This is a genomic window from Exiguobacterium sp. s150, assembly GCF_018618435.1.
Classification (GTDB): domain Bacteria; phylum Bacillota; class Bacilli; order Exiguobacteriales; family Exiguobacteriaceae; genus Exiguobacterium; species Exiguobacterium alkaliphilum.
Genome location: NZ_JACSMC010000009.1, coordinates 44,356 through 68,493 on the forward strand (window position 1 = coordinate 44,356; position 24,138 = coordinate 68,493).

Annotated in this window: 26 protein-coding genes; 21 read left to right on the forward strand and 5 right to left on the reverse strand. The window is 54.8% G+C overall.

Translation table 11 applies throughout. From position 1 onward, the window contains the following. Positions 1 to 4 precede the first annotated feature (4 nt). The 4 genes from KNP76_RS06660 to mgtE all read left to right on the forward strand — a co-directional run bounded on the left by KNP76_RS06660 (position 5) and on the right by mgtE (position 4,921). The gene (locus tag KNP76_RS06660) at positions 5 to 520 is read left to right on the forward strand and encodes a GNAT family N-acetyltransferase (RefSeq protein WP_034817664.1); all 516 of its coding nucleotides are present in this window, start codon (positions 5 to 7) and stop codon (positions 518 to 520) included. A 6-nt stretch (positions 521 to 526) separates the two neighbouring features. Then, on the forward strand, positions 527 to 1,243 hold the full coding sequence (locus tag KNP76_RS06665; protein ID WP_214843644.1) for a hypothetical protein: 717 nt from the start codon (positions 527 to 529) through the stop codon (positions 1,241 to 1,243). Between the two features lie 90 nt (positions 1,244 to 1,333). Next, a complete protein-coding gene (locus KNP76_RS06670; protein ID WP_034804175.1) occupies positions 1,334 to 3,460 on the forward strand; it encodes a (Fe-S)-binding protein in 2,127 nt (708 codons plus the stop codon). Positions 3,461 to 3,562: 102 nt separating this feature from the next. Continuing rightward, positions 3,563 to 4,921, forward strand: a complete 1,359-nt coding sequence (gene mgtE / locus KNP76_RS06675) for a magnesium transporter (RefSeq protein ID WP_034814467.1) — start codon at positions 3,563 to 3,565, stop codon at positions 4,919 to 4,921. Positions 4,922 to 4,952: 31 nt separating this feature from the next. Here mgtE and KNP76_RS06680 read toward each other — a convergent pair whose 3' ends face one another. After that, on the reverse strand, positions 4,953 to 6,248 hold the full coding sequence (locus KNP76_RS06680; protein ID WP_214843646.1) for a protoglobin domain-containing protein: 1,296 nt from the start codon (positions 6,246 to 6,248) through the stop codon (positions 4,953 to 4,955). A gap of 167 nt (positions 6,249 to 6,415) precedes the next feature. Here KNP76_RS06680 and KNP76_RS06685 point away from each other — a divergent pair, with 167 nt between their 5' ends. From KNP76_RS06685 to KNP76_RS06715, 7 genes are all read left to right on the forward strand, one after another. Beyond that, on the forward strand, positions 6,416 to 6,844 hold the full coding sequence (locus KNP76_RS06685) for a hypothetical protein (RefSeq protein WP_214843648.1): 429 nt from the start codon (positions 6,416 to 6,418) through the stop codon (positions 6,842 to 6,844). Then, positions 6,792 to 7,130 (forward strand): hypothetical protein, encoded by a 339-nt coding sequence (locus KNP76_RS06690; protein WP_214843650.1) that lies wholly within the window; start codon positions 6,792 to 6,794, stop codon positions 7,128 to 7,130. Before KNP76_RS06685 ends, KNP76_RS06690 begins: the two co-directional genes overlap by 53 nt. A 9-nt stretch (positions 7,131 to 7,139) precedes the next feature. Continuing rightward, positions 7,140 to 7,691, forward strand: a complete 552-nt coding sequence (locus KNP76_RS06695; protein ID WP_214843652.1) for a hypothetical protein — start codon at positions 7,140 to 7,142, stop codon at positions 7,689 to 7,691. 90 nt (positions 7,692 to 7,781) lie between these two features. Beyond that, on the forward strand, positions 7,782 to 8,261 hold the full coding sequence (rpoE, locus tag KNP76_RS06700) for a DNA-directed RNA polymerase subunit delta (RefSeq protein WP_051622659.1): 480 nt from the start codon (positions 7,782 to 7,784) through the stop codon (positions 8,259 to 8,261). Between the two features lie 238 nt (positions 8,262 to 8,499). Further along, the gene (locus KNP76_RS06705; protein WP_034807595.1) at positions 8,500 to 10,095 is read left to right on the forward strand and encodes a CTP synthase; all 1,596 of its coding nucleotides are present in this window, start codon (positions 8,500 to 8,502) and stop codon (positions 10,093 to 10,095) included. Positions 10,096 to 10,243: 148 nt separating this feature from the next. Beyond that, positions 10,244 to 11,059, forward strand: a complete 816-nt coding sequence (locus KNP76_RS06710) for a TVP38/TMEM64 family protein (protein ID WP_251137382.1) — start codon at positions 10,244 to 10,246, stop codon at positions 11,057 to 11,059. 42 nt (positions 11,060 to 11,101) lie between these two features. Then, positions 11,102 to 11,656 carry a GNAT family N-acetyltransferase gene (locus KNP76_RS06715; protein WP_034807605.1) on the forward strand — a complete coding sequence of 185 codons (555 nt, stop codon included), beginning with the start codon at positions 11,102 to 11,104 and terminating at the stop codon, positions 11,654 to 11,656. Positions 11,657 to 11,669: 13 nt separating this feature from the next. Here KNP76_RS06715 and KNP76_RS06720 read toward each other — a convergent pair whose 3' ends face one another. The 3 genes from KNP76_RS06720 to KNP76_RS06730 all read right to left on the reverse strand — a co-directional run bounded on the left by KNP76_RS06720 (position 11,670) and on the right by KNP76_RS06730 (position 14,044). Beyond that, the gene (locus KNP76_RS06720; protein ID WP_152545891.1) at positions 11,670 to 12,338 is read right to left on the reverse strand and encodes a helix-turn-helix domain-containing protein; all 669 of its coding nucleotides are present in this window, start codon (positions 12,336 to 12,338) and stop codon (positions 11,670 to 11,672) included. Between the two features lie 115 nt (positions 12,339 to 12,453). Next, a complete protein-coding gene (locus tag KNP76_RS06725) occupies positions 12,454 to 12,666 on the reverse strand; it encodes a hypothetical protein (RefSeq protein ID WP_034807587.1) in 213 nt (70 codons plus the stop codon). 262 nt (positions 12,667 to 12,928) lie between these two features. Then, positions 12,929 to 14,044, reverse strand: coding sequence for an NADH-dependent flavin oxidoreductase (locus KNP76_RS06730; protein WP_214843656.1), 1,116 nt, complete (start codon positions 14,042 to 14,044; stop codon positions 12,929 to 12,931). A 261-nt stretch (positions 14,045 to 14,305) separates the two neighbouring features. Between KNP76_RS06730 and KNP76_RS06735 the strand changes: the two genes are divergently transcribed. Beyond that, complete coding sequence (locus KNP76_RS06735; RefSeq protein WP_034814476.1) at positions 14,306 to 15,964, forward strand: glycerol-3-phosphate dehydrogenase/oxidase; 1,659 nt, start codon at positions 14,306 to 14,308, stop codon at positions 15,962 to 15,964. Between the two features lie 70 nt (positions 15,965 to 16,034). Here the strand turns inward: KNP76_RS06735 and KNP76_RS06740 are convergent, their stop codons facing one another. Next, the gene (locus KNP76_RS06740; protein ID WP_214843658.1) at positions 16,035 to 16,496 is read right to left on the reverse strand and encodes a hypothetical protein; all 462 of its coding nucleotides are present in this window, start codon (positions 16,494 to 16,496) and stop codon (positions 16,035 to 16,037) included. Positions 16,497 to 16,605: 109 nt separating this feature from the next. Between KNP76_RS06740 and KNP76_RS06745 the strand changes: the two genes are divergently transcribed. The 9 genes from KNP76_RS06745 (at position 16,606) to KNP76_RS06785 (ending at position 24,129) form a co-directional block, all read left to right on the forward strand. Beyond that, entirely contained in the window at positions 16,606 to 16,953 is a 348-nt protein-coding gene (locus KNP76_RS06745; protein ID WP_214843660.1) for a DUF1093 domain-containing protein, read from the forward strand. Positions 16,954 to 17,056: 103 nt separating this feature from the next. Next, complete coding sequence (locus tag KNP76_RS06750; RefSeq protein WP_034807578.1) at positions 17,057 to 17,416, forward strand: response regulator; 360 nt, start codon at positions 17,057 to 17,059, stop codon at positions 17,414 to 17,416. 160 nt (positions 17,417 to 17,576) lie between these two features. Then, the gene (gene fba, locus KNP76_RS06755) at positions 17,577 to 18,431 is read left to right on the forward strand and encodes a class II fructose-1,6-bisphosphate aldolase (RefSeq protein ID WP_214843662.1); all 855 of its coding nucleotides are present in this window, start codon (positions 17,577 to 17,579) and stop codon (positions 18,429 to 18,431) included. Positions 18,432 to 18,524: 93 nt separating this feature from the next. Then, positions 18,525 to 19,355 (forward strand): hypothetical protein, encoded by an 831-nt coding sequence (locus KNP76_RS06760; RefSeq protein ID WP_214843664.1) that lies wholly within the window; start codon positions 18,525 to 18,527, stop codon positions 19,353 to 19,355. Positions 19,356 to 19,428: 73 nt separating this feature from the next. Then, entirely contained in the window at positions 19,429 to 20,079 is a 651-nt protein-coding gene (fsa, locus tag KNP76_RS06765) for a fructose-6-phosphate aldolase (protein ID WP_214843666.1), read from the forward strand. A gap of 27 nt (positions 20,080 to 20,106) precedes the next feature. After that, a complete protein-coding gene (gene murA / locus KNP76_RS06770) occupies positions 20,107 to 21,357 on the forward strand; it encodes a UDP-N-acetylglucosamine 1-carboxyvinyltransferase (protein ID WP_034814610.1) in 1,251 nt (416 codons plus the stop codon). Between the two features lie 17 nt (positions 21,358 to 21,374). Continuing rightward, positions 21,375 to 22,343 carry a class II fructose-bisphosphatase gene (gene glpX / locus KNP76_RS06775; RefSeq protein WP_034807569.1) on the forward strand — a complete coding sequence of 323 codons (969 nt, stop codon included), beginning with the start codon at positions 21,375 to 21,377 and terminating at the stop codon, positions 22,341 to 22,343. A gap of 99 nt (positions 22,344 to 22,442) precedes the next feature. Beyond that, positions 22,443 to 23,369 carry an ATP-binding cassette domain-containing protein gene (locus KNP76_RS06780; protein ID WP_211780441.1) on the forward strand — a complete coding sequence of 309 codons (927 nt, stop codon included), beginning with the start codon at positions 22,443 to 22,445 and terminating at the stop codon, positions 23,367 to 23,369. After that, the gene (locus KNP76_RS06785; RefSeq protein WP_034807395.1) at positions 23,359 to 24,129 is read left to right on the forward strand and encodes an ABC transporter permease; all 771 of its coding nucleotides are present in this window, start codon (positions 23,359 to 23,361) and stop codon (positions 24,127 to 24,129) included. Before KNP76_RS06780 ends, KNP76_RS06785 begins: the two co-directional genes overlap by 11 nt. The last annotated feature ends 9 nt before the right edge of the window (positions 24,130 to 24,138 follow it).

The window sequence follows — 24,138 nt, forward strand, 5'->3', positions numbered from 1 at the left end:
GGCGATGTTACGTCTTGTGAAGACATCGATGGACCAAGAACAGCAAGTGCATGCATTTTTGAAGGAGTGGCGTGAACGGGATGAACGCATCGTCCCGAACGCGGTCGACGGGGAGGCGTCTGACTTTGAGACGTATGTCAAAGCGATTCGGGCGCGTGAGGTACGCGCGGAGAACGCCGGTTGGGTGCCGAGCACGACGTATTGGTTGACCGACGGGGAAGAACTGCTCGGGGCGGCCAACATTCGGCACGAGTTGAACGAGCAGTTACTCAATTTCGGTGGTCATATCGGCTACGGGATTAAACCGAGTGCACGGGGGCGGGGACTTGCGACGAAACAGCTCGCCCTCGCGCTCGAGAAGGCGAAGTCGCTCGGCATCGAGCGCGCGTTGATCACGTGCAATCGAACGAACGTCGCCTCGAAGCAAGTCATCTTGCGTAACGGTGGGGTGCCGGACACGCCGTTCATAGAAACGGACGGGACGGTTGTCGAGCGGTTTTGGATTGAGCTGAAAGGGTGACGACACATGGGCGACTGGATCGTGGTGTACTTGGCGGCCATCAACTTCTTCGGCATCTATTTGTTCCCGCGGGACCTTATCCCGTCGAAGAAGTGGTTCTCGTTCTCGAGCGGGATCGCCATCACGTATTTCTTCATGTACTTGCTCCCGTCGCTCAATAAGCGCCAAGACACGCTCCGAGTCGACTGGCTCGACCTTGCCTTGCCTTCAGAGATTTATGTCGTCAGTCTCATCGGGTTCACCGTCTTTTACGGGACGATGCGGTTCGTGCGGACCCCGCACTTCCAAGATGAGACGCTCGACCGAAACGTCTCGTACTGGCTTCAAGTGACGCTCCTCACGGCGTATATGTCGTTCTCGGCATACGTCGTGACGGAGACGTCGGTGACGAACGTCGCCCAAATGTTTTATGCGACCGCACTCGGCGTCCATTTTCTCGCCGTCGGTCACGACTTGTATCGCCATTACGGCGAGGTCTACTTGACGCAAGGACGCTACTTTTTCACGGTCGGTATCCTCGTCACCGGCTACGTCGCCCGCTACGTCGACTTGGCGTCGCACATCGAGACAATTCTGTTCGCGTTCGTCGCCGGGGCGATGATCCTGAACATCGTCAAGTTCGAGTTGCCGGCCGACCGGAATCTTCACTTCCGGACGTTCGTGCTCGCCGTGACGATTTACGGGGGACTTCTTCTCATCTTGAAGCATGTTCTCTATTTTTAAGTTCCCCCAAGAAAATGAATGACTGTTCATTCATTGTTTGGTATACTGATTCCAAGAATGAATCCGTTTTCATTAAGGGGGATGTTGGGGATGTCTACATTTTTAATCGTCAACTGGATTCTGTTCTTGCTCGTTCTCGGCTATGGCTTGTACTTGTTCGCGTCGCTCGTCTATCAGCGGTACACGTTCATCAAGCTCGGGAAGAAGGCAGAATGGAGCCAGACGAACAAAGAACGGCTTGAACAGGTGATGATCAACGTGTTCGGGCAAAAGAAATTGTTGAAAGATAAGAAGAGCGGCATCATTCACGTCATGATGTTCTATGGGTTTATCCTCGTCCAGTTCGGGGCGATCGACTTCATTTGGAAAGGGCTCGCCGTCGGGACGCGTTTCCCGCACGTGCCGCTCGGTCCGCTCTATCCAATCTTCACGTTCATGCAAGAGATCGTCATGCTCATGATTCTCGTCGCGGTCGTTTGGGGATTCTACCGCCGCTATATCGAGAAGCTCGTGCGCTTGAAGCGGAACTTTTTGGCCGGTCTCGCGCTCATCTTCATCGGTGGGCTCATGGTGTCCGTCTTGTTCGGGAACGGCTTTTACCTCGTCTATAAAGAAGAGCTCCCGATGTGGGGCGAGCCGGTCGCGACCATCATCGGCTCGGCGTTCGCCTGGGTACCGGGCAGCGTCGCGTTCGCGCTCTTCATCGTCTTCTGGTGGCTGCACCTGCTATTCTTACTCAGCTTCATGGTGTATATCCCGCAAGGCAAGCACGCTCACTTGATTGCCGGCACACTCAACGTCTGGCTCGGCCGGACGCATAAAGTCGGTCGTCTCGCACCGGTCGATTTCTCGGCGATGGAAGAGGCGGAAGAGTCGGATGAAGAGGTCGTCTTCGGGGTCAACAAGATCGAAGACTTCAACCAGAAGCAGCTCGTCGACTTGTACGCCTGCGTCGAGTGCGGACGCTGTACGAACGTCTGCCCGGCGACCGGTACTGGCAAGATGCTGTCGCCGATGGATCTCATCGTCAAACTGCGCGACCATATGAACATGAAAGGGGCCGCCATCACCCGGAAGTCGCCGTGGGCGCCGGCGCTCTTGTTCCAAAATACGCAAGGCGCGGAGATCGCCGCGGCCGCGATGGATGGGAACATGCTCGTCGCCGACGAGTTGATCGGCAACGTCATCACGGAAGAAGAGATTTGGGCGTGCACGACGTGCCGCAACTGTGAAGACCAATGCCCGGTCATGAACGAGCACGTCGACAAGATCATCGACCTTCGTCGTTATCTCGTCATGATGGAAGGGAAGATGGACCCGGAAGCGCAGCGCACGGTCGCCAACATCGAACGTCAAGGCAACCCGTGGGGGATGAACCGGAAAGAGCGCGAGAACTGGCGCAAAGACACGGAACTCGTCATCCCGACGGCGAAAGAAAAGAAGAAGGCGGGCGAAGAGTTCGAATTCCTCTTCTGGGTCGGGGCGATGGGCTCATATGACAGCCGCAGCCAAAAAGTCGCCCAGAGCTTTGCGAGCGTCTTGAACAAGGCCGGCGTCTCGTTCGCTATCCTCGGCAACGAAGAGAAGAACTCGGGCGACACGCCACGCCGCATCGGGAACGAGCTGTTGTTCCAAGAGCTCGCCGAGGCGAACATAAAGCTGTTCGAGAAGTACGGCGTCACGAAAATCGTCACGGTCGACCCACACGCATACAACACGTTTAAAAACGAGTATCCGGACTTCGGGCTCACGGGGGTGAAAGTGTATCACCACACCGAGCTCCTCGCCGAACTGCTCGACACGGGGCGCGTCAAACCGGACTTCGCCGTGAATGAACGGGTCGTCTATCACGATTCGTGCTATCTCGGTCGCTATAACGGCATCTATGACGCACCACGCTTCGTCTTGGAGCGCATCCCGGGCGTCGAACTCGTCGAGGCGGCCCGGAACCGTGAGAACGGGATGTGTTGCGGCGCCGGCGGCGGTCTCATGTGGCAAGAAGAGAAAGTCGGGACGCGCGTCAACGTCGCACGGACGGAGCAATTACTTGAAACGAAACCGACCGTCATCGGATCGGCCTGCCCGTATTGCTTGACGATGCTCTCAGACGGGACGAAAGCGAAAGAAGTCGATGAGACGGTCGGCACGTTCGACGTCGTCGAACTGCTCGATCGTTCACTCGCTCCGCTCGAAGTACCCGAACCGCTCGTCCAATAAATTAGTGACCCGCTTCCGTATGCTGGAGCGGGTCTTTTTAGTTTCGATGAGGCGAAATATCGGAATAAGAAAGGAGATACATTTAGCAGAGGAAGTGAGCGTATGGTTGAAATGATGACGGACAACGAGATCGCCTTGGCCATCATCCAAGCGTTGAAAGACGGAAGACGCACCGAGTTCCAGGAAATCGTGGACGAGCTCCAACCGTATGACGTCGCCCAACAGTACAAGCTGTTGCCGGGTAAGCATCAAAATAAGTTCTTGCTTTACTTGACGCTCGAACAGATGACCGACATGATTCAAGAGCTCGACCAGACGACGCGGCTTCAGGTGTTGCACCGGCTCGGGTTCGAGCGGACGTCCGAAGTGCTCGATTTGATGGAGAACGATGAAGTCACGTCGTTCATGTCCGAACTCGACCCGGAACGTGTCGAGGAACTGTTGTCGGAAATGAGACAGGAAGAGTCGAGCGTCGTCCAAAACATGATGACGTACCCGGAAGAGACGGCGGGACGTCTCATGAACAACCGGTTCGTCTGGATTCCGGAGCACTACTCGATTCGGCAAGCCGTCGACAAGTTGAAAGATTTCGCGGCACTCGCCGAGTATTTGAACTATTTATACGTCGTCGATGCCGATAAACGGCTCGTCGGCGTTATCTCGTACAAGGATTTGATTTTAGCCGACATCGATGACGCCGTCGCCGACGTCATGTACAAACGCGTCGTCAAAGTCGATGTCATGACCGATCAAGAAGAAGTCGCCAAACTGATCAACCGGTACGACTTCATCTCGATTCCGGTCGTCGAGGACGGCGACCGGCTCGTCGGCATCATCACGGTCGATGACGTGCTCGATATCGTCATCCAAGAAGCGAACGAGGACATCGAGAAGCTGTCGGCTTCCGGTAAGGCGATTGACTTCGACACGAAACCGCTCGTCGCCGCCTATCGCCGCTTGCCGTGGCTCATCTTGCTCTTATTCATCGGTTTGATTTCAGGCAGCATCATCGACGGGTTCTCCGGCACGCTCGAACAAGTCGTCGCACTCGCGTTCTTCATGCCGATGATTGCCGGGATGACGGGGAACACGGGGACGCAATCGCTCGCCGTCGTCGTAAGGGGTCTCGCGACGCGTGATTTAACGTTCCGCCAAGTCGTCGCGCTCATCTTCCGTGAGTTGTGGGTCGGTGTCATCATCGGTGTCACGTGTGCCATTTTAATCGCCGTCATCGCGTTCGTCTGGCAAGGGAGCTGGACACTCGGTTTCGTCGTAGGCAGCTCGCTCCTCGCGACGCTTATCATCGGGACGCTCGCCGGCACGATCATTCCGCTCATCCTATACAAGTTGAACGTCGACCCGGCCGTCGCATCCGGTCCACTCATCACGACAATCAATGACATCTTGTCGCTCCTCATCTATTTCGGGGTGGCGACCGCCTTCTTGACGCGACTCATGTGAAAACACCCGGACAACGGTCCGGGTGTTTCGTTTATTGCTCGGCTTTCGTCAAAAGCGATGACGTAAGATGGGACAACCCTTGTGTCGTCTCATTGATGGCTGAAATCGTTTCAACCATTTGACTCAAATCTTCTTTGTTTCGTTCGAACGAGAGGGTGTAGTTGCCCATCTCATCTTTCACCGTCATGAAGCCTTCCTTGACCGCCCCGAGTTGACGCATCGCTTCATCGTTCGTGCGATGCATCTGCCCCATCTGTTCAAGTAGCGCGGCGATGTTCGTCTCGTTCTCATGGATGAGGACGTTAATTTGACTGCTCAGCTGCTTGGCGTTCTCGGCGAGTGTGCGGACCTCGGTCGCGACGACGGCGAAGCCTTTCCCGTGTTCTCCGGCGCGGGCCGCTTCGATGGATGCGTTCAAGGCGAGTAAGTTCGTCTGGTTGGCGATTTGCTCGATGCTTCGAGTCATGTTGACGATTTCCTCGGACCCGTGCTTCAGTGACGTGATGCGTTCGAGCGATGTATCGACGTACGTGGCCGAGCGCGTGAACTCGGATTCCATCTGTTCGATTTGCTGCCCGTTCGTTTCCGTGAGCGTCATCAAGTGTCGGCTCATCTGTTCCGTCTGTTCGGTTTCCCGTAGCACTTGATGGGCCCGATCGCTCGTTTCCGCCATGGCGCTCCCGGTCCGTTCCATCGTTGTCGCGACTTCTGAACTGACATGGCCGATGTCGCGCAACAAGGCGTCGCGTGCGTCGCTCGCCGCCTCGATTTCATCAAGCCGCGCGTCGACGTACTGCTCGGTCACGATTTGCGCGTCCAAGTTCATCGCATGGGACAAGGCAAGGAGCGCCTCGGCCATCGTGGCCGGGTCGTGTTGATAGTGTTCGACGATTTTTGGGACGAGGAGCGTATTGAATGCGGCATACGTCGCGAGGAACCACGTGACCGGGACCGCATAATGATGGTGCGTCTGCCCCATGCGTTTCCGCATGGCGAGGAACTTGTCATCGATTCGTCCAGTCAATAGGCTTCGGAAGTAGTCAGCGAATACGTTTTTCAGTCGCTCCCGTGTCGAAGCGGCGCTAGCGAGCTGGGCCATGTCAGGTTGTTGCATCAAATGGTCGAGCACGCTCTCTAACACATCGTCTAATACAGATTCGACGAGTGGCGCCATCGCTTGTAGCTGTTCGACTTGTCGCGACGTGTAGCCCATGTAGTGAGCCCGGCCGTTAAGGGTCGGATCGCTCGGTTTGGCGATCGTCGTCGCATCGGGAAAACCGATTGATGCGATAAACGAAGCGGATGATGATTTACGGAAGAGTGCCATATTGTTTCTCCTTTTTCTCATGAAGCTTAAAGTACGTTCTCTTCTATATCGGCAAAATGATGAAATAAGTGAGAAGTCGATGTGCAAGCGGGAAATCCGGGAATGAATCATGTAGAAGTCGATGCACTGGATAGCGAAGGAGGCCGAGATGTGAAAAATATCTTCGTGTGTTGACAATCGTCAGTGCCCTAAGTAGCCAAATCTTGCCTCAAATTTTATTTCTCGCGGTCATGGTGCAAGGCGAAGGGGCGAGTCGGGTGATTCCGTTCATGATCTTTTACGTCGCCAGCATGTCGGGGCTTCTCGTTTGGATTTATGTCGTCGGTCGAATCGGCTCAAAGCGAACATTTTTGCTGGCCCTCTTCGTCTTGGTCATCGGGCTCGGCTGTTGGTATTTGCCGTTCGCTTGGGGTGTCGAAGTGAGTGCGTTTTTCATCGGTGTCGGATCGATCGGTGTCGGCACGATGATGACGACGATCCTGTCTCAGCTGAAGGAGTTGTCTCCACAGAAGGAAGGGGGGGAGTTCGCTTCCACTCGTCATCTTGCTCGTCGCGTGGATTGTGTTATTCTCGTACGCGCTCACGCGCTCAAATGATCTCGCAGTCTTGTTCTTTATAATCAGCCTGAGTTTGCCGTGGTTGTTCGTTCGAAAGCTCCCACTTACGCGTGAAGCGACATGGACGTTCTCGACGACGCTGTTCCTTCGGGCGTTTCTCGTCGTCACCGTTTTCACACTCCTCAGCCGACTCGTCAGTCTACTAGAAGGGACGCGTGGGTATCTCGAGATTTTCTTCTTGACGCTACTCCTCGTCAGCTATATGGTCTGGCTCCTGCTTCAGCGGAAGACACGGAATTATGTGACGACGAAATCGACGCGCTAAGTCCAGTTCTTGGCGTATGCCGTCGGACTGTTCGGAGGGTGGACGTTGATTGGGGCCGTCTTCACGAGCCTCGCCCTCTATTCCTTCAACGTATTGCTCTTTTATGTCTTCGTTCCGTTTTTATTTGGGGTCATCGGCTGGATATTATTCGGTCAGGTCGTACCAGGTGTCAAACGTCCGTATTCGTTTCTACTCGTCGCATCGGTCACATTCTTCCTCGGCTTTTGGCATCCGATTGCCTTCCTCCCGGTTTTGTTCGTCAATGGCTATATTCAAACGATGTATTCGAGCATCGGACACGTGCAGTTGTATACGGCCTATCGAGAGAATAAAGAGTTCGCGGCGCTCGTCATGCAACTGTGGAAGAAGCTTGGGATGGTCGTCGCCCAAGTCTCGCTCATGCTCGGCATCCTCGCATACGGGCTGACAGTTGACCAAACGGTCAATGCCGACTTGTCCTTCGCCATCCCGAAGAGCTGGATGGTCGGCGTGCTCGCCGTGACGTGGGCGGTGAACGTCGCCGTCATCACCGTCTATTGGCGTCAAATCGTCCGGAAGTAAGTCGAAACAATTTTCTCTAGCTTTTTCATATCGCTTTTGTTTATAATGAGGAGTGATGTTTAACAAGTGACGGAAAAGGAGTGTCCTTTAATGAATAAATCGTTGATCGATTTCGTTTACGAGATTCTTCAAGAGACTGGCGAGCAACCAGTATCATTTGATGAAATCCGTGAGCAGATCAGACAAAACTATACGTTCGCCAGTGAAGAGGAAGAGCTCGAGAAAATTGCGCAACTCTACACGGACATGAACATCGACGGACTATTCGTCAACTTGGGAGCGAACCGTTGGGCGCTTCGTGTTTGGTATCCGTTCGATAAGTCAGACGAGGATCTCGTCATCGAAGCACGTCAACGCGGTGAGCTTGACGAGTTCGAAGAAGATCTCGATGAGACGGACGAAGGCATCGTCGACATCGAAGACGACCTCGACGTCTTTGCAAAAGGTGAAGATTTTGACGCATCTGAGTTTGAGACAGACGACGACGCCGAAAAAGTTCCAGACCTCGATGATTTCGAGGACGAGGACTTGGACGACGACCTCGATGTCGAAGACGAGGATGATTTATAAGAGACCGCAAAAAGCCGGGCATTTGTCCCGGCTAGGCGTGTCTCTTTTTCTTTTTTTGCGGCTTTCGAAAAAGAAAAAAATAATGACTTGACGACTGCATCGTCTCTGACGTAAATTAGTCATGGGCTCGTTTAGCACATGCCGATGCAGCAAAAGTGTCCTCCATTTCAGTGGGGGCACTTTTGCTTTTTTTGTTTTTTGTTTCCCATAGTGGGCATTCATGAGAGGAGAAATGATGATGACAAAGTATATTTTCGTAACAGGTGGGGTCGTATCCTCACTCGGTAAAGGAATCACAGCCGCTTCACTCGCACGTCTACTCAAAAACCGAGGATTGAACGTGACGATTCAAAAGTTTGACCCGTACATCAACATCGACCCGGGCACGATGAGCCCGTATCAACACGGGGAAGTGTTCGTCACAGACGACGGCGCCGAGACGGACCTTGACCTCGGCCACTATGAGCGCTTCATCGACATCAACTTGTCGCAAAACGCGAACGTGACGTCGGGCCGCATTTACTCGACGGTCCTCAAAAAAGAGCGCCGTGGGGATTACAACGGTGGAACGGTTCAAGTCATCCCGCACATCACGAACGAGATCAAAGACCGCGTCTTCCGTGCCGGCCGTGAGACGAACGCGGACGTCGTCATCACAGAGATTGGTGGAACAGTCGGTGACATCGAGTCGCTTCCGTTCATCGAAGCCATTCGCCAAGTGAAAAACGACATCGGCAAAGAGAACGTCATGTACGTCCACTGTACGCTCGTCCCATATCTCCGCGCAGCCGGTGAGATGAAGACGAAGCCGACACAACATAGCGTCAAAGAACTTCGCAGTTACGGGATTCAGCCGGATATCATCGTCCTCCGTACGGAGCATGACATCCCAGAAGACATGCGTGAGAAAATCGCGCTCTTCTGTGATACACGCAAAGAAGCGGTCATCGAGGCGCAAGACGCATCGACACTCTATGAAGTACCGCTCAACCTTCAAAAACAAGGCATGGACCAACTCGTCAACGACTACTTCGGTTTCAACACGCCGGCAGCAGACATGACGGCTTGGAAAGAACTCGTCCACACGGTGACGCACCTCGAGAAGAAAGTGAAGATCGCCCTCGTCGGGAAGTATGTCGAGCTCCGTGACGCGTACATCTCGGTCGCAGAATCGCTCAAGCATGCCGGCTACGCGTTCAACGCCGATATCGACATCGACTGGGTCAACGCAGAAGACGTGACATCAGAGAACGTCGCGACACTTCTCGGCGACGCGGACGGAATCCTCGTCCCAGGCGGGTTCGGGGAACGCGGCATCGAAGGGAAAATCGAAGCGACGCGTTTCGCTCGTGAGAACAACGTGCCATTCTTCGGGATCTGCCTCGGGATGCAACTCGCGACGGTCGAATTCGCCCGTAACGTCTTAAAACTTGAGGGCGCCCATTCGGCAGAAATCGATCCATCGACGAACTATCCGATTATCGATTTGCTTCCGGAACAAAAAGACATCGAGGACCTCGGTGGCACGCTTCGCCTCGGCCTCTACCCATGTAAACTCGAACAAGGGACGAAAGCGCACGCCGCTTACAACCAAGAGCTCGTCTACGAGCGCCACCGTCACCGTTACGAGTTCAACAACGAGTACCGTGAAGCGTTCGAGGCGGAAGGGTTCAAGTTCTCAGGAACGAGCCCGGACGGTCGTCTCGTCGAGATTATCGAGATTCCAGAACACAAGTGGTTCGTCGCGTCGCAGTTCCACCCAGAACTCATCTCGCGTCCAGAGCGCCCACAGCGCTTGTTCCACGACTTCATCCAAGCCTCGCTTGGCGAATGATTCACGAGCCGCAGTCGTCGACTGCGGCTTTTTCTATCGGACGAAAGGATGAGGTGTGTGACTGCTTCAGATGGATACATGTTCTCCGAAATCCGGGTAAACTAACAGTAGAACGGGGAGAGGGCGATGCGATATGCGGGAACGGTGGATGATTTATGGAGGGTACGGGGTATCATTGCTTTTGCTCGGCCTATTACCGTTTGTCGTCTTGCCGACCCTCTTGTTGCCGTATCAGCTCGGCTGGAGCGGGATTGTGCTCCTCATACTCACGATTGGGCTGTTACGGACGATTCGGGAAGGGTCGAGTACGTATTTGAAGCAGATGTTGAAAGTGACGTTCAGCCTGTTTTTGTTGTTCGTCTTCATTTATTACGTTTCATTTGGACTCGTCTTATATGACACATACGGCCTTGACCGCTTGCTCGATCGCTATGAGGACCAGGCCGCCTTCGTGTTCGCGGCGTTCAGTTTCTTGCAACCGATCGCGTTGCCAATCCCTGAGGCGGTCAGCGTACCGATTGGAAGTGTCGCCCTCGGTCCGCTTCGCGCCGCGCTCATCGGGAGTGTGGCGACGACGCTCGGCATCGTCGTCATGTACGGGTTAGCCCGTTTTGGACGTGAGCGGGTCATGCGACTTTTGGATGCGGATAAGCTGGCCACATATGATCGGTACGTCGAAAGATATGGGCTTGGGGTCTTGCTCGTATTGTTCATCATCCCAATCTTGCCGGACGAGGTGATCTGTCTTGCGGCCGGTTTCAGTCGCGTGCCGTTCGGTCGCTTTGTCCTCATCGCGGCATCCGCGAAACTCGTGACGTCGTTCGGCCTTGCCTACTCGGTCACGCTCGGCGAGTTATTCCTCACGGGTGCGAGCCCGTTCGCCATCGTCTCGGTCACGGCAAGTCTCATTCTCGTCTTACTCGCTTTCATTTGGCGACGACGGAAAAAAGGAGATTCGAACTGACATCTTGAAAGAGTGGACAGCACAGATCAAAAGGGAGATAGCATCGTGAACGACAAGACGTTACAGATTCGGCCGATTGAGGCACGCGACTTAGATCGCATTTGGGAATTGATTTACAAAGATGAGACGCCGGAGTGGAAGCGGTGGGATGCCCCGTATTTTGAACACTGGGCCATTCCGTACGAGACGTACCGCCAAGAAGCGGACGGCCACGTCGGTCGCGAAGACATGTGGGTCATCGAAGCCGAAGGGACGGTGTATGGAACCGTTTCTTCCTATTATGAGGACGCAGGAGAAGAATGGCTCGAAGTCGGAATCATCCTGCATCAAGCCGACCGCTGGAATCGTGGTCTCGGCACCCGGGCGCTTACGCTGTGGGTGAATCATTTGTTCACGACCCGTTCGACGGTCCGAGTCGGGTTGACGACATGGTCCGGTAACGAGCGGATGATGCGCGTCGCGGAAAAGGTCGGGATGCAGCTCGAAGGACGGATTCGTCGAGTGCGCGTCGTCGACGGGGTGCGGTATGATTCGATTCGCATGGGCATGCTTCGTGAAGAATGGGAACAACGGCAAAAGCGCAACGTCTCAATTTGAGGCGTTGCGCTTTTTATAGGTGGAACAGTTGGCGATATTGGAGCGGCGTCATCCGCTTATACGATTTGAACGTGTTGATGTAGGCGGTGCAGGACGCGAAGCAAAACTTTTCACCTATTGTACAAATCGGTACGTTCGTCCCGAGCAAGTCGGCGATGGATGCATCGATACGGCGTCGGCGAATCCGTTCCGGTATGCTCTCGCCGACTTCTTGCTTGAAGAGGGCGGACAAATAGTTGTTCGACAGACCGACCTGGTCGGCAATCCAAGGGAGCGACAGCGACGCGTCGCGTAAATGTTCTTCGATCAAGCGCAGTGTCGTCGAGACGTTCGGGTTCGTCGACACGGGTGGGGACAAGAACGCGGTCACTTTTGCTAAATACTCGACGATGACCGGAATGGCGTACAAAAAGTCGAGCGTCGTCTCCAATTCATCGATTAATGTCAGCAAGGCGCTCGTATAAGTGAGCGCGGTCTGCACGTTCGGGTTGTCGACCGGGATGAGACGGATGATGTGGTAGACGAGGCCACGATAATAGAAGCGGACACTCATATACTCATCATCTGACGGCAACGTCAACAAGTCGAGCGTCAACGTCTCGAGCAGTTGTTCGGCCCGAATCGGGTGCGCGTTTCGCAGTGCGCTCACGATTTGTTGGTCGAGCGAGTAAAAATTATCCACATGAGAAAAATCATCGAACAAGTTTTTGTCTCGATGAAGGTGATGTAGAAATTGACGTTTAATTTTATTTTCCAACGGATGATTCACTTCTTTCGTCGTCCGATCGGGAACCGTTTTATTTCGTGCGAGGGACGTTCCGTTTCGTTGCTTGTTTCAACTCGGCGATTTCGCGCGCTAAAGCTTCTTCACGGGAACGGGCGGATGATTCGAGGTGGTGTTCAAGTTCTTTGCTCTTTTGTCGATACGTCTCAGCGACTTCTTTCGTGCGCTGTTGGTGCTGATTGAGCTGTTTGTTGTACGCATCGAGATCAATTGGCTTTTTCGTCATACTTATATGCCCCTTTCAAAAGACGGTCAAACAGACAGTTGAGGTGCAAGCGAGGCTTGACCCGAAGTCTCATGGAGGAAAACGACTCCTGTCCTTAGCTTACGAAGGGGAGCATGTCTTGGGAAGTTTGGTCGCTACGAAACGAGTGGTGAAAACGAAGAAAAATGTGACGAAATTGTGTCCGGATTCATTTTTTTACACACAGGCTCACGCAAGAAGACGAATCAAAAAATCCGCAGACATGACGTCTGCGGATCAAGGATTACTTGACCGCCTGGTCTTTAATTGGGAACCAGCCGGCACGTGTCGTGATGGCGTTCCAAAGCGGGGCTGGGACGGCGAGTTCAGCTTGTTTGTTCAAGTCGAGCTCGGTCTCAATCTCATCTCCGCGACCGTCTTTCACTTTCTCGAGCCAATCCGGATCGATGATGAGCTCACGGCCGAGCGCGGCGAGGTCGATGACGTCGAGTGCGTCCTCGACTTGACCCGGACGTTGCAACTGTCCGACTCCGATAAGTGGGACGGCACCGTTGATGCGCTTCGCGATACGGTCAATCGCTCGCTCCGTCACGTTCTCGTCGCGCATCGAGGCGGTGTTGAAGTTCCAGAGCGAGGCATGGATGTAATCGAGTCCTTCCTCGAGCAACATGTCAATCAACACGTCCGTATCGTCGAGCGTGATACCTGGCTCTTCGACTTCTTCTGGCGAGAAGCGGTAGCCGACGAGGAAATCGTCCGTCTCTTTCGCTGCGTCTTTGACGGCACGGATGACTTCACGCGGGAACGTGAGCCGGCCCTCGACATCGCCACCGAAGCGGTCGTCGCGTCGGTTCGAATGGGGCGAGAAGAACTGTTGAATCAAATACGTGTTCGCACCATGAATCTCGACGCCGTCGAATCCGGCCTCGATGGCACGGCGTGTCGCGTCACCGAACGCTTGGATGATTGCTTCGACTTCTTCGGTCTCGAGGGCGCGTGGCGTGACGGCACCTTCGCGCACCGGTGCGACCGCACTCGCGCTCACGGGTTGCTCGTTCGGGACGAGGTTTGGCGGTGACATGCGGCCGGCGTGGAAGATTTGCAGAATCGCTTTGGCGCCTTCCGCCTGCAAGCTCTCAGCGAGTTGACGCAGACCTGGGATGAACTTGTCGTCATTGACGCCGAACGCGTTCGGGAAGCCTTTGCCGTCCTCGGTCACGTAAGCACAGGCCGTGATCGCGAGCCCGACGTTCTTCGCACGTTTCCGGTAATAAGCGAGTTCGTGTTCGGATACTTCTCCGGTCGGTTGTGACGAATAATGGGTCATCGGTGCCAAGACGAGTCGGTTATGGACCTCTACACCGTTTTTAAATTGGAAAGGTTGAATCATGCGTTGCATCTCTTATTTCCTCCTTCGTCGTGATACTTTGAAGTCTAGTTAACTGATTTCAAAATTGCGAGCGAGACGCATCTGGAGTTGCACGTCGCACGTTCCGTGAGCGGTTCGATGGTTCAACGTGTGAGAATAGGGTATAATACAGGAGAAAAGTTGATAACCGGTTGGAGACTACAGAGAGACCACGACATGGGGGGCGAAGCCTTGTTTGTTGTGGTCTCTTTTTGTATACCTTGAACCGGATTCATTATAGGAGGGAATAAGATGGAAATCAGAAACTTCTCAGCGAAAGAACGCGCGGCACGGTACGAACAATTGACGGGTGAACGGCACGACGTCCTCGTCGTCGGTGGAGGCATCACAGGCGCAGGGATCGCCCTTGACGCCGCTTCACGGGGGATGAAGACGGCCGTCCTCGAGATGCAAGACTTTGCGGCTGGTACGTCGAGCCGCTCGACGAAGCTCGTCCACGGGGGTTTGCGTTATTTGAAACAGTTCGAGGTCGCGCTCGTGGCCGAGGTCGGCAAAGAGCGCGCCATCGTATACGAGAACGGGCCACATGTGACGACGCCGGAACGCATGCTGTTGCCGATGCATAAAGGCGGGACGTTCGGTCCGCTCTCGACCGCGGTCGGTTTGATGGTGTATGACTTGTTAGCGGGTGTCAAGCGTGCCGAGCGCCGTTTGATGCTGAAACCGGACGAAGTCATTCAAAAAGCGCCGCTCGTGAAAAAAGACGGACTTGTCGGCGGTGGCTATTACGTCGAGTATCGGACGGACGACGCGCGCATGACGATCGAAGTCGCGAAAGAAGCGGCGAATCACGGGGCGCTTCTCATGAATTACTCAAAAGTGACGGGTCTCATCTATGAGAACGGCAAAGTCGTCGGCGTGAACGTCGAGGACCAAATCGATGGCAAGACGTATGAAGTGTACGCGAAGAAAGTCATCAACGCGACCGGTCCGTGGGTCGACGTACTTCGTGAACAGGACGGGTCGAACAAAGGCAAGATGCTTCGCCTGACGAAAGGGATTCACCTCGTCATCGACCAATCGAAGTTCCCGCTCAAACAAGCGATTTACTTCGATACGCCGGACGGCCGGATGGTGTTCGCGATTCCGCGTGACGGCAAGGCGTACGTCGGCACGACGGACACGTTCTTCGATAAAGACAAAGCGCACCCGCGCATGACGACCGAAGACCGTGACTATATTTTAGAGGCGATTCACTACATGTTCCCAGAAGTGAACGTGACGGCGGACGACGTCGAATCGAGCTGGGCCGGCATTCGCCCGCTCATCTACGAGGAAGGCAAAGACCCGTCTGAGATTTCGCGGAAAGATGAAGTGTGGCAATCCGAGAGCGGACTCATCACGATCGCCGGCGGGAAGTTGACCGGTTACCGCAAGATGTCGGAGACCGTCGTCGATTTGGTGGCGAAACTGATCAAACAAGAAGAAGGCATCGTCTTCCTCGCCTCGCGCACGAAGCACATGCCGATGTCGGGCGGCCACGTCGGGGGCTCGAAAGGGTTTGAAGACTTCTTGACGAAGAAGAAGGCGGAACTCAAAAATCTCGGTCTCGAAGACGACAAGGCCGAGCAACTCGTCCGGCTCTATGGGTCAAACATTGACCGCGTGACGGAACGGATGGACTCGAACGCGTACAATCTCCCGGAAATCGTTTACGCGCAGCTCCTGTACGGCATCGAAGAAGAGGCTGTCGTTCGGGCAATCGACTTCCTCGTCCGTCGTACAGGTGCGATGTTCTTCGATATCGATTTCGTTCAACAGCATAAAGACGGCGTCTTGCGCGCGATGGCCGACGTCTTTAAATGGTCGGATGCACGTCTCGAGGAAGAACGGGCCGAAGTCGAGAAAGAAATCGAGCTCGCGGTCGTCCCAGTGACCGTCGAATCATAATAAAACTTCGCCGCAGCGAAGTTCAAATAGGAGACGAATCAAATGGCGAACAGCGATTTGGTTCGTCTTTTTATATGCCGAGCTCGTCATAGTACGCCATAATCCGTTCATCGAGCGCGAGGACGACGTCTTCATCCCCTGTGAAGTAAAAGAGCACGTACGTGCCGTCTTCACGATACACCTCGGCCTCGACGTTGATTGTCGTCATCCGTCCTTCGAACGAGACGTCAAGCTCGGCGATTTGATAAACGATGCCTTCATCCAATGACGGGTCGGCTACGCGCGTATGAATCTGTTTCACGCTCTTTCTTGAAATCGGCTCATCGAACACATCCGACAACATGGCAAACGTCTCAGGAATGGCGACGAGATCTGCATCGATTGATGTAGCGAGCGGCACGTCCTCGTCTTTTGCGTAGGCTTCCTGCTCAAGGGCGATGACGCGTGCCTCATCACCCAAGACGGAGACGATCGCGGCGACCCCACCGGCCATCACGAGTAAAAACAGTAAAAATCCAAGCAAATGTTTCATCCATCGAATCTCCCGTCCTATCAAGTAGCTTCAGTATAGCAAGGCACATCGTGTTTAGGAATGTCGGGATTATGGTATGGAAAGATAATGATTAGAGAAGAGAGGGATGATGATGAAACGGACGCGGTTCTTATTCGTCCTCCTCGCACTTACAGCAATCCTCGGTTGGGTAGTCGTCGATTCGAATCGGTTGTTTGCGGACGAGTATTATGTCCGCGTGCCGAATGCCGACACCGTCACGCGGGAAGGGACGGATTACGTGTATACGGCGATCGGGTACGGGGATGGGAATAAAAAGCGGTCGTTCACGTTCAATTCGGACGAGCGGCTTGCACCAGGTGATGTGCTGAAGCTGTATGTGAAAGACGAGACGGACGTCACAGCGCTCGAACGGATCGAGGAACGAGACGTACCGATCGAGATTGAGTTGGAGCCGGCTGAAGCAGCAGCACCTTAAGCTGTTTCCTTCTTTTGCAAATTGCCGCGTCGCCAAACGAAATCGGATTTGGTATGGTTATGGATGGAGTGTCAATCACACGTAACGGAAAGAAGGGTAACGGATGTCACGCATGTTAATCGCAGACGATCAGGACGGGATTCGCTTGATGCTCGCCCAAGTGTTTCAAAACCTCGGGATTGAGGTCGATACGGCGAACGACGGGCGATCGGCCTGGGAAAAGCTTGAACAGAACGGATATGACTTAGTATTGCTCGATATGAACATGCCGCGTATGTTCGGTCACGAAGTGCTCCGGAACATGCGCGACCAAGACATCGACACACCGGTAATGATCATGACCGCGTTCGGGGAGAAGACGACGCTTGAAGAAGTGCAACGCCTTGGCATCACAGCGCAATTTGAGAAGCCGTTCGACATTTATGGCATGATCGAAAAAGTGAAGGATGTCTTGAAAATCTAACGTTTCGTCACGAAGATGACATATGTAAACGCTTGCGCAGAGCCATTTCTATGCCCGAATAGCATAGGCACACGTTTATCGGTGTGTTATAATGGGAACGAATTGCACGGGGGCATTTTTCCCAAAGTGCACAATAGCGAACAGACAGGAGGATGTCATTATGCCATTAGTATCAATGACAGAAATGCTTAACAAAGCATTCGAAGGCAAGTATGCAGTAGGCCAATTCAACATCAACAACCTCGAGTGGACGCAAGCGATTCTTCGCGCTGCGGAAGACGAGAAATCACCAGTTATCCTCGGTGTATCTGAAGGTGCGGCGAAGTACATGGGTGGCTTCACAACAGTTGTCAAGATGGTTGAAGGTCTCATGCACGACTACAACATCACTGTTCCAGTTGCAATCCACCTCGACCACGGTTCTTCTTTCGATAAGTGTAAAGCAGCGATCGACGCTGGTTTCACATCAGTCATGATCGACGGTTCACACCATCCGATCGAAGAGAACATCGAAATGACGAAACAAGTCGTTGAATATGCACACGCTAAAGGCGCTTCAGTTGAAGCGGAAGTCGGCACAGTCGGCGGCGAAGAAGACGGCGTTGTCGGTGGCGTACAATACGCTGACCTCGACGAGTGTGTTCGTGTCGTAACAGAAGCGAAAGTTGATGCACTTGCAGCAGCACTCGGTTCAGTACACGGCGAATACCAAGGCGAGCCAAAACTCGGCTTCAAAGAGATGGAAGAAATCGCAGAAGCGACGAAAACTCCACTCGTCCTCCACGGCGGATCAGGGATTCCTGAGCACCAAATCAAAAAAGCAATCGAGCTCGGCCACAGCAAAATCAACGTCAACACAGAGTGCCAACAAGAGTGGACTCGTGCGGTACGTGAGAAAATCGCTGCTGACTCGAAAGTATATGACCCACGTAAAATCATCGGACCTGGTATCGAAGCGATCTACAACGTCGTTACTGGCAAGATGCGTGAGTTCGGTTCAAGCAACCAAGCGTAATCCTGTCTATACAAGTCGACCCTCCTCGGAGGGTCGACTTTTTTGTTGAAACTTCTCTCCTTTTTGTTCGTAAAACAACCAAGGAGGGATTTGATGAAATATACAGAACCGCAGACCGAACTGTTTTGGCGAATCTTTTATGTGTTGGCGGCCTTCATGCTCACCGGCCTCGCCTGCATGATCACGATTGCACCGCTCATCTTTATTTGGTTGAACCCGGCACCCTACATGATTCCGCTCTTGTCCATCGTCGCACTAGGGGGATTCGGAGTATATTGGTTCGTCAATATGTTCCGGCAACTGTTTTGGAAGGAACGACATCGCTCGCGCTATGAGATGACGGCGACCCATTTGAACGGGGTGACGTGGCGCGTCGAGCCAGGGGAGTCGGTCGAACAGTCGGTGCGGCTCGAAGCGATTGAGCAGGCCGTCTTCTTTCCAGCCATCGTCCGAAAGACGCAACCGTCCCCGACCGTACCAATCGGGCGGCCGACGATTGACTTCTGTCCGATGCTCGCCATCATGACGGCGGACGAATCCGTCGAAATCTTGTTCGACGCACGTGACCTCGATCAATTCGAACGATGGATTGCTTATTTCCATGAGCAAGGCACACCGCTCTATTACACGCCGAAGTGGCTCTATTGGATCGGGGCGAACATCGCGACACGAGAAGAGCGTTTTCTGTTGTTTCAACAACCGGATGAATTGATTCCGTTCTTCTACACGGGGGACATTCCGGCGGACGAGTCGACGGCCGCGACGGCTTGGATTGAGGCGTATGGGATAGAACGGCAACGTGAAGGCCCGCACGAGGCGCATTACGTGAAGCAGGCAAAAATTATGAAGTGGACAGCGATTGGGACCGTCCTCGGCATCGTGTTGCTCGCGGCGTCGATGATTGGAATCGCGGCATTCACGTAAATGGTGTGGCAATTCGGAGTCGGTTTCCTCATAATAAGGAGTGTAAGCGATCACATTTCGAGGAGGAATACACATGCAGTTTTTCATTGACACGGCAAATGTGGAAGACATCAAGAAAGCCCATCGGATGGGCGTCATCGGGGGCGTGACGACCAATCCATCGCTCGTCGCGAAAGAAGGCGTCGACTTCCATACACGACTTCGTGAAATTTGTGAGATCGTCGGGGATCTCTCGGTCAGTGCGGAAGTTATTGCACTCGATGCAGCGGGTATGGTGGAAGAAGGAAAGGAACTTGCGGCCATCGCGCCGAATATTACAGTCAAGGTTCCTATGACACCACACGGGATGGAAGCGGTCCATGAGTTTGCGAAACTGGGTATCAAGACGAACGTGACGCTCATCTTCAACGCCAACCAAGCGTTGTTGGCGGCTCGGGCGGGCGCGTCCTATGTATCGCCGTTCATCGGACGCCTTGACGACATCGGACAAGATGGGCTCGACCTCGTCGAGACGATTGCCGACATCTTTGCCATCCATGGCATCGAGACGGAAATCATCGCCGCATCGGTTCGCCATCCGGTCCATGTGACGAAGGCGGCGCTACTCGGTGCCGACATCGCCACCGTACCGTACAAAGTCATCGAACAGATGATGAAACATCCGCTCACTGACAAAGGAATCGAGCAGTTCCTCGCGGATTGGAACAACGCTCAATCCAAATAAGCTCGTCGCAGAAAGGTTTTGATCATCGTGGAAATTCTCCATATCGTTGGACAGCAAAAACTAGAAGGCAGCGTCGACATCAGCGGTGCCAAACAAAGCGCCCTGCCGTGTCTCGTCGCCGCGCTCCTCACGGAGGAGCCGGTCACGATTGAGAACGTGCCGGTCATCGAGGACGTCGAAGTGATGCTGAACTTGTTACAAGAGCTCGGCGTCACCGTCGAGCGGGACGGGGAGCGGATGACGCTCCACGCGAAAGACGCGTTCCCGATGCCGCTCCTCGGCTCCGAAACGCGGAAAGTTCGGGCTGCTGTCTATTTGCTCGGGGTGTTCGCGGCCCGTTTCAAAAAAGGGGCCGTCGGGTTGCCGGGAGGATATGCGATTGGTCCACGACCGATCGATTTACATTTAAAAGCGTTAGAACGGCTCGGCATTCACGTCGAGAACGAGTCTGGTCTCTATCATGTCACAGTCGACAAGTTGGTCGGCGACCGGATTTACCTCGACCTTCGTTCGTTCGGGGCGACGGTGAGCGCGATGCTCGCCGCGGTCCTCGCCGAAGGGACGACGGTCATCGAGAACGCCGCGATCGACCCGGAAGTCGTCGACGTCGCCACGATGCTCACCTCGATGGGGGCGCATGTCGTTGGCGCCGGGACGGACGAGATTCGCATCAAAGGGGTCGAGCGCTTGCACGGTTGCACGCATACGCTCATCCCGGACCGTCTTGAAGCCGGGACGTTCATGATTTATGGGGCGGTGTCCGGGGACGTGACCGTACAAAACGTCATCCCGCACCACCTTGAAGGCGTCATCCAGAAGTTGCGTGATTACGGGGCTGAGGTCGAAGTCGGGGAAGAGGCGATCACGGTGCGGGCCAAGGCGTTTCTGCCGACCGACATCCGCGTCTTCCATTACTCGGGTTATCCGACCGACCTCCAACCGGTCATGTCGGCCGCACTCTTGAAAGCGGACGGGACGAGCATCGTCACGGACAAGCTCTATGCCCAGCGCTTCCGTCATATCGCGGAAATGCGGCGCATGAACGCCCAAATCACGCTCGAGGACGCCTCTGCCGTCATCCGTGGCGGTAACCCGCTCGCGAACGCCGAGATGGAATGTGCCGACGCACGGAGCGGTGCAGCCCTCGTCTTGTCGGGACTTCAAGCGAGCGGTGAATCGACATTGATTCATGCGGAACGACTGCACGACTCATACGTCGACTTTGTCGGCAAACTAAAACGACTCGGCGCACTCGTCTGGGTAGATGAGGCCGAGTAACAAAGGGGAGAATTCGGGTGGAACGTAGTTTATCAATGGAATTGGTCCGGGTCACGGAAGCGGCAGCGCTCGCTTCGGCCCGTTGGATGGGGAAAGGCTTGAAAGTGGAGGCGGACGACGCCGCGACGACCGCGATGCGTGACGTCTTCGACACGATTCCGATGAAAGGGATTGTCGTCATCGGCGAAGGTGAGATGGACGAGGCACCGATGCTCTACATCGGGGAGAAAGTCGGGAACGGCTATGGCTCTCGCCTCGACGTCGCCGTCGACCCGCTCGAAGGGACGAGCATCGTCGCGACGGGGACATGGGGCGCCCTCGCCGTCCTCGCCGTCGCGGACGCGGGCGATCTGCTCCACGCGCCAGACATGTATATGGACAAGATTGCCGTCGGGCCGGAAGCGGCCGGACTCATCAGCCTCGACAACACGATTGAAGAGAATATCGAAATCGTCGCCAAGGCGAAAGGCAAGAACGTCGAGGACGTCGTCGTCACGATTCTACACCGGGAACGTCATGAGGAAATCATTCAACGCGTTCGCGCGACGGGTGCCCGAATCAAGCTCATCCCGGACGGTGACGTCGCGGCGGCCATCAACACGGCGTTCCCGAAAACGGGCGTCGACTTGTTGCTCGGATCTGGCGGGGCACCTGAAGGCGTCATCGCCGCCGTCGCCATGAAGTGTCTCGGGGGGGACTTCCAAGGCCGTCTGCTCCCAGAGGATGAGGCGCAAGAGAAGCGTTGCCAAGACATGGGCATCGCCGACACGGGACGCATCCTGCTCCTCGATGACCTCGTCAAAGGCGAGGATTGCATCTTTGCCGCGACCGGGGTCACGGACGGCGAGTTGCTCCGGGGTGTCCAATTCACGGGACAAGGCGGACAGACGCACTCGGTCGTCATGCGGGCCAAGTCCGGGACGGTCCGTTTTGTCGAAGGCATCCATTCGTTGAAGAAAAAACCGAAGATGGTCATGAAACCTTGATTCTCTCGAGCTGCAGACAATGTCTGCAGCTTTTTTTGATGTGTCGTCACATAGTTAAATATGAAAAGAACGGGAATAAACAAGCAGGAGGTGGGAGGCATGATTGAAGTGGAATCGCTCGTCAAGTCGTACGATGACGTCCCGGCCGTCGACGGCGTCTCGTTCTCGGTGGCGGAAGGGGAAGTGTTCGCCTTTCTCGGTCCGAACGGGGCCGGCAAATCGACGACGGTGCAAATGTTGACGACGCTCGTCCGGCCGACATCGGGTACGGCACGCGTGAACGGCTTTGACGTCGTCAAACAAGAGAAGGACGTGCGGCTGTCCATCGGGGTGGCGCTCCAAGAGACGGGCATCGACAAAGACTTGACCGGTCGCGAACTGCTCGTTCTGCAAGGTCGTCTCTTCAAGATGACGAAACAAGAAGCGGAGGCGCGGGCCGAGGAGTTGCTCCGTGTCGTCTCGTTGACGGATGCGGCCGACCGGCGCAGCGGGACGTATTCAGGCGGGATGCGGCGCCGCCTCGATTTGGCGCTCACGCTCGTTCATCGCCCGACAGTCTTATTTTTGGACGAACCGACGACCGGGCTCGACCCGGCGAGCCGAATCGAGATTTGGAACGAGGTGAGACGGTTGAACGAACAGTTCGGGACGACCATCTTTTTGACGACCCAGTACCTAGAAGAGGCCGATGAGCTCGCCGACCGCATCGCCATCATCAACCACGGGAAAATCGTCAGTGCCGGGACGGCGGAAGAGTTGAAAAGGCTCGTCGGCGGAGAGACGATCGCGATGACGTTCCATACCGAGCACGAAGCATCAGAAGCGGCGTCTGCCTTCGAGAAGACGGCGTCTGGTCTACATGTCTCGTTCGAGCTCGAGGCGCTCACGTTGACGGATGTCGTGCGGCGGCTCGATGAACGTATGCTCCAGCCCGAACGGTTGACCGTCAAACAACCGTCGCTCGACGACGTGTTCTTGAAAGTGACAGGGGAATCGTATGAAGGAGGGGTGCCGAATGTGGACTGAGACGTGGCTGTTCACGAAGCGGAGTTTATTGACGACGATTCGCAATCCATTTTCATTTATCCCGAACTTGATTATCTCGGTCTTCTTCCTACTAGTGTACACGAGCGGATTGTCGAGTGTCGCCTCGTTGCCGCAGTTCGAAGGGAGCGCCTATTTGAACTTCATTCTACCTGTCTCCATCGTCTCAGGTGCGGTCGGCGGTGCTGGTGGGACCGGTCAGGCGCTCGTCCGCGATATCGAGAGCGGGTATTTCGCAAGGCTCCTCTTGACGCCGGCGACACGGACGGCCATCGTGCTTGGCCCGATGATCGCCGGAATGTTACAACTGCTCGTCCAGACGCTTCTTATCTTTGCGGTGGCATTCTTACTCGGCTTGAACATTCCGGTCGGTCTGCCTGGCTTCTTGTTCACGGTGTTGCTCGCCATCGGGTTCGGTCTCGGGTTCGCCGGCTATTCGGTCGGTGTCGCCTTGAAAACAAGGAACGCGCAAGCCGCGCAGGCGGGGACGCTCCTCTTTTTCCCGCTCATCTTCTTGTCGACGACGTTTGTACCGAAAGAACTGATTGAAGCGGAGTGGCTCAAAGTGGCCGCGACATTCAATCCGACGACATACATTTTCGAAGGGATGCGCGCCGTCTTGACCCAGCCGACGATCGACTGGGGGGCGTTGTCGGCCGGACTCGCCGTCGCGGGGACGATGAGCGTCATCATGATCGTCTTCGCGGCGACGAACGCGCGGGGCGCACTCAAACAAAAATGACGAGCCGGC